10 protein-coding genes are annotated in these 12968 nt (G+C 60.8%); 5 read left to right on the forward strand and 5 right to left on the reverse strand.

Annotation, left to right across the window (positions count from 1 at the left end; genetic code table 11):
- Positions 1–16: 16 nt before the first annotated feature.
- Positions 17–2281 carry a TonB-dependent receptor gene (locus ASE26_RS04555; protein ID WP_055932847.1) on the reverse strand — a complete coding sequence of 755 codons (2265 nt, stop codon included), beginning with the start codon at positions 2279–2281 and terminating at the stop codon, positions 17–19.
- Positions 2282–2673: 392 nt separating this feature from the next.
- Here ASE26_RS04555 and ASE26_RS04560 point away from each other — a divergent pair, with 392 nt between their 5' ends.
- The 4 genes from ASE26_RS04560 (at position 2674) to ASE26_RS04575 (ending at position 7344) form a co-directional block, all read left to right on the forward strand.
- Positions 2674–3672, forward strand: coding sequence for a BMP family protein (locus tag ASE26_RS04560; RefSeq protein ID WP_055932844.1), 999 nt, complete (start codon positions 2674–2676; stop codon positions 3670–3672).
- Positions 3673–3754: 82 nt separating this feature from the next.
- Positions 3755–5284, forward strand: a complete 1530-nt coding sequence (locus tag ASE26_RS04565) for an ABC transporter ATP-binding protein (protein ID WP_055932841.1) — start codon at positions 3755–3757, stop codon at positions 5282–5284.
- 2 nt (positions 5285–5286) lie between these two features.
- Positions 5287–6369: an ABC transporter permease gene (locus ASE26_RS04570; RefSeq protein ID WP_055932838.1), complete on the forward strand. Its 1083-nt coding sequence runs from the start codon at positions 5287–5289 to the stop codon at positions 6367–6369.
- Between the two features lie 3 nt (positions 6370–6372).
- Positions 6373–7344, forward strand: coding sequence for an ABC transporter permease (locus ASE26_RS04575; protein WP_055932835.1), 972 nt, complete (start codon positions 6373–6375; stop codon positions 7342–7344).
- On the opposite strand, the gene ASE26_RS04580 is transcribed toward ASE26_RS04575, so the two are convergent.
- Positions 7331–7894 (reverse strand): PEP-CTERM sorting domain-containing protein, encoded by a 564-nt coding sequence (locus ASE26_RS04580; RefSeq protein ID WP_057245671.1) that lies wholly within the window; start codon positions 7892–7894, stop codon positions 7331–7333. The genes ASE26_RS04575 and ASE26_RS04580 overlap by 14 nt on opposite strands.
- A gap of 204 nt (positions 7895–8098) precedes the next feature.
- Here ASE26_RS04580 and ASE26_RS04585 point away from each other — a divergent pair, with 204 nt between their 5' ends.
- On the forward strand, positions 8099–8935 hold the full coding sequence (locus ASE26_RS04585; RefSeq protein ID WP_229207181.1) for an ABC transporter substrate-binding protein: 837 nt from the start codon (positions 8099–8101) through the stop codon (positions 8933–8935).
- Positions 8936–8946: 11 nt separating this feature from the next.
- On the opposite strand, the gene ASE26_RS04590 is transcribed toward ASE26_RS04585, so the two are convergent.
- From ASE26_RS04590 to ASE26_RS04600, 3 genes are read right to left on the reverse strand one after another with little or no spacing between them, the layout of a single operon-like run.
- Entirely contained in the window at positions 8947–9972 is a 1026-nt protein-coding gene (locus ASE26_RS04590) for a S1/P1 nuclease (protein ID WP_055932829.1), read from the reverse strand.
- Complete coding sequence (locus tag ASE26_RS04595) at positions 9969–11210, reverse strand: phospholipase D-like domain-containing protein (protein ID WP_057245672.1); 1242 nt, start codon at positions 11208–11210, stop codon at positions 9969–9971. The genes ASE26_RS04590 and ASE26_RS04595 overlap by 4 nt, the downstream gene beginning before the upstream one ends.
- 13 nt (positions 11211–11223) lie before the next feature.
- Positions 11224–12879, reverse strand: coding sequence for a bifunctional UDP-sugar hydrolase/5'-nucleotidase (locus tag ASE26_RS04600; protein WP_055932824.1), 1656 nt, complete (start codon positions 12877–12879; stop codon positions 11224–11226).
- Positions 12880–12968: the final 89 nt, after the last annotated feature.

Raw genomic sequence — 12968 nt, forward strand, 5'->3', positions numbered from 1 at the left:
GGATGCTACGAACCGATCAGAAGTTCGCCTTGAACTGCACGCCGTAGGTGCGCGGTTCGTTGACGATACCGGTCAGGTTGTTGAAGTCGATTGCGCCCAGTGCCTGGATACGATTGGTGATGTTGCGGCCGTATGCAGCCAGCTCGTATTTGCCGTCGTTCCAGCGATAGCCCACGCGCAGGCCGCCTTCCAGCAGTTCCTTGGCCTTGTACTCGGGAGCTTCGTACAGGAAGAAGTTGTACGAGGTGCGGTATGCCCAGTCGGTGTAGGCGTAGATTTCGCCATCACCCAGCGGCTGGCTGAAGCGCAGGGTGAAGTTGTGCTGCCACTTCGGTGCGCGCGGCAGTGGGTTGCCGTTGATGAGGGCAGCACTACCAACGACGTTGCCGTTCGCATCCAGGAACTGGACTCGCGGATCGGTCGGGGTGCAACCACCGCCGCAGGACTGGACAAACAGGTCTGCATCCTTGATCTTGGTGTCGTTGTAGCTGGTACCGAACGTCACGGCCCATGCGTCGCTCAAGTTCGCCTGCAGGTCCACTTCAATACCGCGGCCGGTCACCTTGTCGGCGTTGATCAGGCGGTTCATGTTCACGGTGCCGGAACCCGCGGTAAGCTGCTTGTCCTTCATGCGGTAGTTGAACACGGTGGCCGACATGCGCGCACGGCGGTCGAACAGGTCCTGCTTGACGCCGAATTCCACCGACAGGGCCTTTTCAGCGTCAGCCTTGGATGGCAGCGAAGTCAGGTCGAACAGGCGGCCCTGCATGGAAGGGGCGCGGTAACCGGTAGCGATACGTCCGAACAGGTTGGTGTCCTTGTTCAAGGTGTAAGTACCGCTCAGGTCCCAGCTCACATTGCTCGAGGTATCGCTCAACGCATTGGAAGCCGATTGCGGCGGTTCAACGCGGGTGGCGATGAAGTCCTTCTTGTCCTTGGTGTAGCGCAGGCCGGCACGCAGCTTGAAGGCTTCGTTCACGGTGTAGTTGATGGTGCCGAAGGCGGCGTACGACTTGGCATCCTGCTGCTGGGTCGAGTAGGCGGCGTTTTGCGGGTTACCAGCGGTGAAGGAATCGAACGAGATCGAATCGATCTGGATATGTTCGTCAAAATAGAACACACCGGCGATCCACTGCAGAGGGCCCTTGTTATTGGACTCGACGCGGAATTCCTGCGAGATCTGCTTGTGGTCAGGAATCAGGTCGGCAGTTTCGACAGGGAACGGAATCGTCCCTGGACCGCTAGGCGGATGGAAGCTGGCGCCATAACCGCCATCGACGTCGCCGCGGCTATAGAACTCCAGCTTTTCATAGCCAGTGATCGAGTGGAAGGTCAGGCCTGGGGTATCCCAGCGCAGGCGCAGGTTGGCGCCCTTGTTTTTCAGGTGCTGCTCGTTGCCGCCGTCGGTCGGGTAGGACTTGTAGTCGAAGTTGTCGACCAGCTCATTGGTACCCTTCTTCAGGATATTGGCGCGGAACAGGGTGGCGTTGCCGTCCATGTCGCGGCCGTGCAGGTTCAGCAGGGCGCTGAAGTCCTTATCAGGCTTCAGCAGGAACTGGATACGGCCGGCGTTGTCCTTATAGCCTTCGAAGTCCCGGATCGGCGCGCCTGGACGATCGTTGTGCACGCGGTCGCCGCGGTGCTGCGATTGCAGCGAGATGCGGGTTGCCAGCACATCATTGACCGGGAAGTTGTAGGCGCCTTCATAGTTACGCACGCGGTCCTTGCCGAAGCCGACGTTGACGTAGCCTTCCTGGCGGAACACCGGCTTGGCGGAGTCGAACTTGATCACGCCGGCTGGGGAGTTACGGCCGAACAGGGTGCCTTGCGGGCCGCGCAGCACTTCCACCTGGTCGACGTCGAACACCGGGAAGCCCTTCAGCATCGGGTTTTCCTGCACGATGTCGTCCATTACCAGGCCGACCGGCTGGGAAGCGTTCAGGTCGAAGTCGGTGTTACCCAGGCCGCGGATATAGAAACGCGGGAAGGTACGGCCGTAGTCGGACTCCACGGATACGGATGGCGAACGGCCGTTCAGGAAACGGATATCCTGGCCGCCGGAGGTCAGCACGTCCAGCTTCTCGCCCTTCAGGGTGGCGATCGCCATCGGCACGTCCTTGATGTTCTCCGCGCGGCGCTGTGCAGTAACGATCACAGTCTCCAGCTGGCCCGGCTTTTTCACTTCTTCGGTTGGCTGTGCTTCCTGGGCAGAAGCGCTATATAGAGGGAAAGCACTGGCCACGGCCAAGGCAATCAGGGAGTGTTTGAGGCGTTTATCCATACCCGATGTTCCAATCTTTAAAAGAAAAGTAACGTAATGTTGCAATGGCGCAAATGCTAACACGAAAGCAAATCCCTTCTCTTACTTACGAGAAACCCCTCATTTAGTTGCCTTGCATATAAATAAGTAAGCAAAAACGTATTTGCCATACATATCGCGCCTGCTGCATAGTAGTGAGCCACGAATCCATGCCGTGAGAAGCGGATTCGACTGCAGGAACAAGTGATTGCAGTTTGATGACGTGCCCAAGAATTAATCAAGGGTACATGTACAAAATTTGCATTTGTGCGTTGTTGGCAAGCTACAAGGTGCCGTGGCCGGGATTGGCTCGAAAAAGCGGAACGGGGCACTCCATAAAAATATACAATAACGAACTTCGACGGAGCCCTTACATGAAAATCAAACAACTTAGCATGATGATCGCCGCAGTTGCGGTGGCAGCCAGCGCAAACGCGGCTGATCCGAAGCTGGGCATCGTGTACGACGCCGGCGGCAAGTTCGACAAGTCGTTCAACCAGTCCGCTTTCGAAGGCGCTTCGCGCTTCCAGAAAGAAACCGGCATCAAATTCATCGAAGTGCAAGCCAGCAGCGACACCCAGGCTGAGCAGGTGCTGCGCGGCCTGGCCCGCAAGAACCTGGACCTGATCGCCTCGATCGGCTTCGCCCAGACCCAGGCGGTGCAGAAAGTCGCCAAAGAATTCCCCAAAGTCCGTTTCGTCCTGATCGACGGCGTTGCGCAGGGTAATAACGTCAATTCCGTGACGTTCAAGGAAGAAGAAGGTTCTTACCTGGTTGGCGTGGCCGCTGCCATGGCCTCCAAATCCAAGAAGCTGGGCTTCATTGGCGGCATCGATATTCCGCTGATCCGCACCTTCGCCTGCGGCTATGCCCAGGGCGCCAAAGCGACCGACAAGAAAACCGAAGTGATCTCGAACATGGTCGGCACCACTTCCGCTGCCTGGAACGACCCTGCCAAGGGCGGCGAGCTGGCACGTGCCCAGTTTGACCGCGGCGTGGACGTGGTGTTCGCAGTGGCCGGCGGTTCCGGCATGGGCACCCTGCAGACTGCCAAGGAAAAAGGCAAGCTGTCGATCGGTGTCGACTCCAACCAGAACCATCTGTATCCAGGTTCCGTGCTGACCTCCATGGTCAAGCGCGTGGACAACGCCGTGTACGATTCCTTCATGCAGATGAAGAACGGCACCTGGAAGGCTGGCGTGACCGCCAAGGGCCTGAAAGAAGGTGGCGTGGATTGGGCGCTGGACGAGAACAACCGCAAGGTGATCTCGCCTGAGATCGAGAAAAAGGTCTTGGGCGCGCGCAAGGACATCATCGATGGCAAGATCAAGGTCATCGACATCCGCACCACCAACGCCGCCTGCCCGGCTTAACCAGTAATTCCATTAAAGAGAACGCGCCGACGGGAATGCCCGTCCGGCGCGTTTTTCAGTAAATAAGACCCGAAAAATCCTTATGACGCCAGCAGTAGAATTCCGCAATATTTCCAAGCACTTTGGAGCGGTGAAGGCGAATACGGACGTCAGTTTCTCCATCGCCAAAGGGGCCATCCATGGCCTGGTGGGTGAGAATGGCGCCGGCAAGTCGACCTTGATGAGCATCCTTTACGGCTATTACCGCGCAGATGGCGGTGAGATCCTGCTGGACGGTAAGGTGCAGCACATCCACAATTCGCACGAAGCGATCCGCCTCGGCATCGGCATGGTGCACCAGCACTTCATGTTGGTCGAGAACATGACCGTGCTCGATAACGTGATGCTGGGCAGCGAAGGCGGCTTCCGCCTGCGCGAGCAGCGCGCCAGCGTCGAAAAGAAGCTGCGCGAAATCTGCGACCGCTACCGCCTGGACGTCGATCCGCTGGCGACCATCCACGACCTGTCGGTGGGTGCGCAGCAGCGTGTCGAAATCCTGAAGCAGATCTACCGCTCGGCCAACATCCTGATCCTGGACGAGCCGACCGCCGTACTGACCGCGCAGGAAACCGAATCGCTGTTCGAGATCCTGAAGCTGTTCAAGGAACAGGGCAAGACCATTATCCTGATCACCCACAAGCTGCAGGAGATCAAGGACATCACCGACACCGTCACCGTGATGCGCGGCGGCCGTGTGGTGGGCGCGGTGCAGACTGCCGACACCACCAAGGAAGAACTGGCCCAGATGATGGTCGGCCGGCCGATCGAGAATAACCTGCCGCGCGGTGAATACAAGCCTGGCAAGGCCGTTCTGGAAGTGAAGAACCTGCAGCTGTCGGACGACAATGGCGTCAAGCTGCTGCAGGACATCAACTTCACCCTGCGCGCGGGCGAAATCGTGGCGATTGCGGGGGTATCCGGCAATGGCCAGTCCGAGCTGATGGCGATCCTGTCCGGCATGAAGCTGCCGACCGCCGGCGAAGTGGACTTCGAAGGCAAGGCCCTGCCCTTCCCGAAAAGCGGCGATGCCGACGGCCTGCCGACCAAGTTCCGCAACCTGGGCATCGGCCATGTTCCGGAAGACCGCCTGCGCGATGGCGTAATCAAGGCCTTCTCGGTGATGCAGAACACCTTCTTCGGCTACCAGGACAAGGTGAAGAACAAGTGGGGCCTGATCGACTTCAAGGGTATCGCCCAGCGCTGCGCCGGCCTGATGAAGGAGTTCGATGTGCGCCCGGCCAATCCGGACTTGCGCATTGGCCTGCTGTCCGGCGGTAACCAGCAAAAGGTGGTGATCGCGCGCGAAGTGCTGGCCAAGCCGAAGCTGATGCTGGTCGGCCAGCCGACCCGCGGCGTGGACATCGGCACCATCGAATCCATCCACACCCAGCTGCTGGCCCTGCGCGACCAGGGCGTGGCGATCCTGCTGGTATCGGTGGAACTGGAAGAAGTGCGCGCCTTGGCCGACCGCATCCTCGTGATGTGCGGCGGCAAAATCACCGGCGAACTGAAAATCGACGAATTCGACACCACCCGCATCGGCTTGCTGATGGGCGGCATGCATAAACACTGATCATGACTACGAACGATATGCCACGTTGGGCGACTGGCTTTGTCCTGCCCATCCTGAACCTGATGTCCGCCCTGCTGGTGGCCGCGCTGGTGATACACCTGCTCGGCGAAGACCCGCTGGAGTCGATGCAGATCCTGATCAACAGCGCCGTCGTCAATCCGGAAGGCTTGTCCTACACGCTGTTCTACGCCTCGACCTTCGTCTTCACCGGCCTGGCCGTGTCGATCGCAATGCAGGCTGGCCTGTTCAACATCGGCGCCGAAGGCCAGATGTACTTCGGCGGCCTCGGCGTGACCCTTGCCATGCTGGCCTTCGACGCCTCGCTGCCGTGGTACCTGCTGATCCCGGCCGGCATCATCGGCGCCGCCCTGTTCGGCGCCCTGTGGGCCTTCGTTCCCGGCTACCTGCAAGCCAAGCGCGGCTCGCACATCGTGGTGACCACCATCATGTTCAACTTCATCTGCGCCTCGCTGATGAACTTCGTGATCGTGAAGTACCTGATTCCTGCCGGCGAACAGAATACCGCCTCGCGCGTATTTTCGACCGCTGCGGAAATGCCGCGCCTGAATAGCCTGTTCCCGATCCTGGGCGAAACCCCGCTGAATATCGGCTTCTTCTTCGCCATTGCCGCGCTGGTGGTGTACGGCGTCGTCATGAACCGCTCCGCCTGGGGCTACAAGGTACGCGCGCTTGGCCTGAACCAGCACGCCGCCCATTACGCCGGCGTGAAAATCAGCGCCATGATCATCATCGTCATGATGATTTCCGGTGCGCTGGCCGGCCTCGGCGCGGTCAACTCCATCATGGGCTCGACGCACTACCTTTCGCTGAACTTTGTTGGCGGCGCAGGCTTCGTCGGCATCGCGATCGCGCTGATGGGCCGCCAGCATCCGGTCGGCATCTTCCTGTCGTCCGTGCTGTTCGGCGCGCTGATCCAGGGCGGCTTCGACCTGTCGCTGGAAAAACCGAATATTCCAACCGAAACCTTCATCTTCATCCAGGGCTTGATCATCCTGTTCTGCGGCGCTATGGAAAACCTGTATGCCCCGGCAATTATCAAGCTGATCAAATCGCGCAAGGGTTAGACCATGACATTCGAAGATCTCCACCTGGGCTCCATCCTCGTCTCCACCGTGCGCAACGCGCCGGTGCTGATTTTCGCCGCCATGGCCGGCCTGTTCGCGGAACGCTCCGGCGTCATCGACATCGGCCTGGAAGGCAAGATCCTGGCTTCCGCCTTCGTCTCGGCAGCCGTGGCCTTCGCCACCAGGAACCCGTGGTTCGGCATCCTGGCCGGCATGGGCATCTCCGTCGCACTGGCGATGCTGCAAGGCTTCGTCGCCATCACCCAGAAAGGCAACCAGCTGGTAGGCGGTATCGCGATCAATATCGCCATGAGCGGCCTGACCTTCGTGGTCGCGCAGTACTTCTTCCAGCAAGGCGGCCGCACCCCGGACCTGGGCGAAGCACGCCTGTTCGACGTGGTGTTGCCGGGCAGCGCTGCCGTGGCCGACGTCCCTTTCCTCGGCTGGTTCTACACCAAGCTCATTGGCGGCCACTCCGTGCTGGTCTACCTGGCCTTCCTGCTGGTACCGCTGGTGCACTGGTTCCTGTACCACTCGCGCTTCGGCCTGCGCCTGCGCGCTTGCGGCGAGAACCCGCACGCAGCCGATGCCGCCGGCGTCTCAGTTGAACGCACCCGCTACAGCGCCATGCTGATCGCCGGCGTGCTGTGCTCCTTCTCCGGCGCCTACCTGGCCATCGTGCAATCGGGCTTCTTCCTGCGCGACATGTCGGCCGGTGCCGGCTACCTGGCCCTGACCGCCATGGTGTTCGGCAACTGGCGTCCGCTGTACACCTTCCTCGGCTGCCTGATGTTCGGCTTCTTCGGCGCCGTGCAGATCCAGCTCGAAGGCGTGGACCTGCCGGTGATCGGCCGCATTCCGGGCGCCCTGATCCAGATGGTGCCTTACGTCGTCACCGTGATCGTGCTGGCCGGCCTGATGGCCAAGTCGGTGGCACCGAAAGCCATCGGCGTACCGTTCGTCAAGTCGCGTTAAGCGCACCCTCCTTCGCCCTGCGCCGGCCCACGCCGGCCAGGGTCGCCAATCCCGCCAGCAGCATCACCCCGGTCGCCGGTTCCGGCACGGCCGGAGCTGGCGTAATGTCGAAGCTGGTCTGGCTGGTCCAGTACCAGGTGCGGCTCCAGTCCGCCCATCCGTAGCTCCACTGCGAGTATTGGTCTCCCGTGCGAAAGCCCGCGCCCCAGCCTGAGAACGCCTCGTCATTCCCCCACCAGTTGGCGTCAACCGACAACTGCCCCGTCAGCTTGTAGCTGAACGCTCCGATCTCGCATCGGAAATAGGGATCGCTCAAGCTCAGGCAACCATCCAGGTATTCGCGCCCGGCGATGACCAGCGAGCTAAGCTCCGCCAGGGAAATAATGCCATCGAGATCAAGATCCGAGCCACGGAAGCTGCCGTCGACGCGCGCGTCGTGAACGAAGGCACCATTCTCGTTAAAGCCGGTATAACTGAATTGCCAATCTTCCGCACAAGCGCTGACCGCAGTGCAAGCGAGTGCCAGCGCCAAAACATGTTTGCAAGCCATGATGCCCTCCCTCGTGAGAACCGGTTTTTGATGCTAGCAGCAAGGCGCTGAAGATCGAACCCAGCCGGTATGCCGTGCGCAACACGTGCCACTGTTGTGCCCGGAGGGTGTCCGGTTTATATTGCAAGGAGCAAGGAGTCCTCCATGAACCGGCGCGCCTGGATTTTGCAGAGATTATTGCCGTCAGCAATTTGCTGCCTGGGCTTGACTGCGCACGCGCACGACGGCCCAGTCACCCACCTGGTCTTCCCGCGCTATTTCTCGATCCTCGACACCAGCAAAGGTTTCGACTGGATCGTGCTGCAGGCCGTCATGGAAAGAACGTCCGCCAAGTTTGGCCCGTTCACGCTGTCGGCATCGCCGGAGCCGGTATCGATTCCGCGCATGCTGCAAGAGCTGGACCGCTCCGATGGCGTCATCAACATCATTGCCCGTGCCACCCAGCGCGACCTGGAACACCAGTTCCAACCGATACGCATCCCGATCGACCGCGGCCTGATGGGCATGCGTTTGCTGCTGGTGCGCAAAGCCGACCTGCCGCGCTTCGCCAGCGTACGCACGCTGGATGACCTGCGGCATATGAGTGCAGGCCAGGGCAAGGGCTGGGTGGATACATCTGTGTTGTCGGCCGCAGGCATCAGCGTGGTGGAATCGCCACGGCCCGGCAGCCTGTTTGGCATGCTGGAGGCGGGCCGCTTCGACTTTTTCCCGCGCGCGCTGGATGAAGCACCGCGCGAGTACGACGTGATCCGCAAATCGCACACGGACATCGTGATCGAGCCTACGTTGATGCTGCGCTATCCCCTGCCGCGCTACTTCTTCGTACGCCGTAATGCAGAAGGCGACAGGCTTGCCGAACGCATCAAGGCAGGCATGGAGATGATGATAAAAGACGGCTCGCTCGCAGCACTGTTTCACAAACACAAAGGCCCGCTGATCGAGCGGGCCGAGATCAGGAAAAGGCACGTCATCGAGCTGCGTAATCCCATGCTGCCGCCGGAGACTCCGCTCCAGCGCAGCGAATTGTGGTATCGGCCCTAAGTCCCGCGCATTTAAGGCCAGATCTTCTGCAGCAGGCCGGCCAGGTTGTAGCCGCCCTTGATCAACTGCTCGCGCGCCAGCGCGGACGATGGCACAGGGTAGCTGTCCGGCACAGTCATCGCCCACACGGTGTAGGTATCACCGTTACGGCTGGCCTGCTTGCTTGCCACACCCACTTTGACATCGGCGTAAGCCTGCTTGGCCGCCACCAGCGAATTATTCGCCCATTGCTCCGGCCAGGTAATGGCGTCGCCTTTCGGCAGCGTCACGGCCGGCTTGCCGTCAATGGCCCACTGGCTGAACTTGTCCACCGTGCGCATGCTGCTGCGGCGCATGGCGTAATCGACCACCGTGGTATCCCAGTAGGAGTGGAAAGGCTTGGTCGGATACTTGGATGGCGCTTCGTCGCCGGCGGGGATGCCGCTCTTGGCGCTGGCTGCGGCCAGTGCCGCTTCATCCATCTGCAGGTTATTGCCGCCGCGCGAATCGAAGATATTCAGCGAGTCGATTTCCTTGTCGGACTTCGGCACCACGAACTTGCCTTCCTTGTCGACGAAGGCTGCGCCGACGTGCAGCGGCTGGTGGATATCGCCTGCCAGGTGGGTCAGCATCAGCAGCGCCTGGCGCTTGGTGAATTTGCCGTCGCCCTTGTCCTGCAAGGTGGCGATGCATTGCTGCAGCACCTGCACCACGTCATGCTCGGACGTACCGGCACCGTGCAGGTGATACTCGGTGAGCTGAAACGGCACGTCGGTGTAATGGTATTCGCTGTGCTTCGGGTGCGCCGCTACATAGTCGTTCATTTCCTGCGTCTGCGGGCCGCAGAAAGTGCCTTTCACGCAGTCAGCCCAGTTGGCGATCTTTTCCAGGTCTTCGCCCGGCTGCAGCAAGGCCTTTACCTGCTTCTCGGCGTTGGAGCCTTTAATCAGGTTATCGGCAATGGCACCCACGATGCGGTGGCCGGCATTACCCCAGGCCATGGCGTTGGTGGACAGGAAGGCGCCGGACAGCGCGGCGATCAGTGCTAGTTTTTTCATTCGTCTTTACCTTTGTTCGGTTTCGGGTAGTCCTTGTTGATCTCCAGCGGCTCCGCATATTGCGAACTCCAGGCTTGCTCCTGCAAGGCATACACCCGCCTGGCCATGGCTTCGTTGCGCATCACTACTTCCATATTGCGCGACAAGTCAAAGTAGCCGCCGGCCCAGTTGCTGGTGCCAACCCATGCCAGCTTGCCGTCGATGACCAGGGTCTTGCTATGCCACACCCGTGCAAACGGGATGAAGCCTGTGGACGCCTTTGGAATTGTCACAATGCGTACTTCCACGTTCGGCAGGATGGCCAGCGATTTCAGGTGCTGGATGGCCGGCTTTTCGAGGTTCCAGTTCGACACCAGCAGCTTGACCTTGACCCCACGCGTGGCTGCGGCACGCAGCGCGTTGTCGACCACGGCATAGAACGGACGGGTGCCGTTCGGGCCATAACTCAGGGGCGCGTAGTCCAGCATCGAGACGCGGATCTCCTGTTTTGCATCGGCCAGCAAAGTTGGCAGCACGATTTCGGAATCGGGCACGCCAGCCGGGTTAAATCCACCCGGGCTGGCGATCAGGAAATTGGCCTCTGTGGGCAAGGCCACCGGCGCGGAGTTGGCAAGGACAGCGGCCTTGGCTTGTAACGGCGCGACAGTCTTGCCTGCGGCCAGCGCCGCTTGCGCAGCCCAATCCTGTTCAAAGATGGCTTGCACTTGGCCGGCGATCTTGGCGTCGCTGATGCGCAGGCCTGTTTCATGGATGTGCGTGAATGCGCGCCAGTCGAAATTCTGGCTGCCGATGAAGGCAACCTTATGATCGACCGTCAGGTATTTGGCGTGAATGATGCCGTTGCCGGTGAGCTGGCCCACATCCAGCACACGCATGTCGAGATTTGGAATGGCGCGCAGGCGATCCACGGTGGCCTTGTCGGACAATCCCGATACACCCTTCTTGTCTACCAGGAAGCGGATCTTCACGCCGCGCTTGCCGGCCGCTTCCAGGCGTTCGATCACTTTCTCGAACGGCGCGCCGGGCACGCTGGCGATGTAGAACTGGCCGATGCAGATTTCGGACTTGGCGTTGTCGAACAACTCGGTCCAGACTTCAAGCGGGCCGCGCAGGTCGTCGCTTTTCAGCGTGGTTTCAACCGGCGCAGTCTGCACCAGTTCAAAACCCGGAATCTGGAAAGCCGCGTGGGCGCTGGAGAAGCTTGCTGCCAGTGCAGCTGCGAGAAGATAGCGGCGCATGGGCTCCCTTTCTTTATTTGATACGGATAATGCGCGGAACGGCGGCGTTGGTGCCGGCCGGCTTATTGTCCTGCTCCTGGCGCACCAGGTAGCTGCGCAGCGAATCGACATCGCGCACGCCGGTCGCCGCCTGGTTGCTGCCCTGGCGGAAAGTCACAAAGCCGTCATTGCCTTCGGCCAGGAAGTTATACACGGCCACGCGATAGCTGGCGCCTTCGTCGATCATCACGCCATTCAACTTGACGCTGTCGCGCACGATGCGCTGGCCCTTCGGCTTGCGCGCGTCCCAGGAATAGCTGAAGCCTTCCGACACTTGCAGCAGGCCGCGCTTGTCGGCTTCACTGCCGCTCCACTGCCCTTCCAGCAGCGCGAAGATCTGCGCGCCGGTCAGGTTCATCACCACGATCTCGTTGCCGAATGGCAGCACGACCTGGGTTTGCGCGACACTCACCACATTGTTCGCGCCGGCGTCCAGCGCGGTGCGGATGCCGCCGGTATTGGTGAACGCGATCTGCGCGCCCCATTTACGGGCGGAAGCAAGGATCGCATCCGCGACCACCTGGCCCAGCGGCGATTCATCGGCGTTCGGCATGATGTGCTTGCTGATCGAAGGCGCGGCAATCTTCGCCACCGGCTTGTCCAGCTCTGCGCTGCTGCGCGCGCGCACCGAAGCCACCAGCGCATCGACTTCAGGCATGCCGGCGTATTTGCCCGGCTCCACCACGATATTGCGCGCGCTGGCGTCAACCACGGCGCCGGTCTGGCGGTCCACCACCAGCGAAATGCGCGACAGCATATGGCCGAACTTTTCGGCCTGCGTCACCAGCTTGCCGTCCACGCGGCACAGGTAGCCGTTGTGCGAATGGCCGCTGACCACCAGGCGCACGGCGGGATCGAGGCGCTTGACCACATCGGCGATGTCGCCATCGAGGTCGCTGCAGTACTGCTGGTCGTAGCGCGCCTTGGTATGGCCGCCCTGGTGGATCAGCACCACGAATACGGTCGCGCCTTGCGCGCGCAGTTCCGGCAGCAGCCGGTTGACCGCTTGCGCTTCGTCGATGAACTCCAGGCCGCTGATGCCGCCCGCCGCCACCAGTTCCGGCGTGTCTTTCAGCACCGTGCCGATGAAGGCGATCTTCACGCCCTTGACTTCGTCGATGCGGTAGGCCGGCAGCAAGGTCTGGTTGGTGCGCGTGTCGATCACGTTTGCGGCCAGGTAGCTGAACTTGGCGCCATCCCAGGAAGGATTGTATTTACAGGCTTTCTCCGGGCGCGGCGAATTGGTGCAGCCGCCCTTGGCCTGGCGCAACAGCTCTACGCGTCCGGCGTCGAATTCATGGTTGCCGACCGACGTGGCGCGCATGCCGAGCAGGTTCAGGGCCTGGATGGTCGGCTCGTCGGCGAACATCGCCGACATGGCCGGGCTGGCGCCGATCATGTCGCCTGCGCCGACCACCACCAGGTCCGGGTCATCCTTGCGCCAGGCTTGCAGCGTGGCTGCCAGCGCGTCGACGCCGCCTGCCTTGGTGTTTTCAAAGCGCGATGATTCCAGGTGGCCGTGCAGGTCATTCAGCCCGACCAGCGTCAGCTCGACCTGGTTGTCGGGACGCTGTGCGGCGCAGCCGGCCAGCAAGGCGGCTAATGCAATAGGGCGCAGGAATGGCTTCATATGTTCAAAGGGTAAAACGAAGATTGTACAGGCGGCGCAAGGCGCGGCGCGCGCCGGGAAACGATATGTTACGTTCAAAAAAAAACGGG

The sequence above is a fragment of the Duganella sp. Root198D2 genome, assembly GCF_001428585.1.
Classification (GTDB): domain Bacteria; phylum Pseudomonadota; class Gammaproteobacteria; order Burkholderiales; family Burkholderiaceae_D; genus Rugamonas.

What these genes read in the sequence shown, in the direction of transcription:
- ASE26_RS04555 (WP_055932847.1), bottom strand. Translation starts at nt 2,281, where the DNA reads ATGGATAAACGCCTCAAACACTCCCTGATTGCCTTGGCCGTGGCCAGT.
- ASE26_RS04595 (WP_057245672.1), bottom strand. Translation starts at nt 11,210, where the DNA reads ATGCGCCGCTATCTTCTCGCAGCTGCACTGGCAGCAAGCTTCTCCAGC.
- ASE26_RS04560 (WP_055932844.1), top strand. Translation starts at nt 2,674, where the DNA reads ATGAAAATCAAACAACTTAGCATGATGATCGCCGCAGTTGCGGTGGCA.
- ASE26_RS04570 (WP_055932838.1), top strand. Translation starts at nt 5,287, where the DNA reads ATGACTACGAACGATATGCCACGTTGGGCGACTGGCTTTGTCCTGCCC.
- ASE26_RS04580 (WP_057245671.1), bottom strand. Translation starts at nt 7,894, where the DNA reads ATGGCTTGCAAACATGTTTTGGCGCTGGCACTCGCTTGCACTGCGGTC.
- ASE26_RS04600 (WP_055932824.1), bottom strand. Translation starts at nt 12,879, where the DNA reads ATGAAGCCATTCCTGCGCCCTATTGCATTAGCCGCCTTGCTGGCCGGC.
- ASE26_RS04565 (WP_055932841.1), top strand. Translation starts at nt 3,755, where the DNA reads ATGACGCCAGCAGTAGAATTCCGCAATATTTCCAAGCACTTTGGAGCG.
- ASE26_RS04590 (WP_055932829.1), bottom strand. Translation starts at nt 9,972, where the DNA reads ATGAAAAAACTAGCACTGATCGCCGCGCTGTCCGGCGCCTTCCTGTCC.
- ASE26_RS04575 (WP_055932835.1), top strand. Translation starts at nt 6,373, where the DNA reads ATGACATTCGAAGATCTCCACCTGGGCTCCATCCTCGTCTCCACCGTG.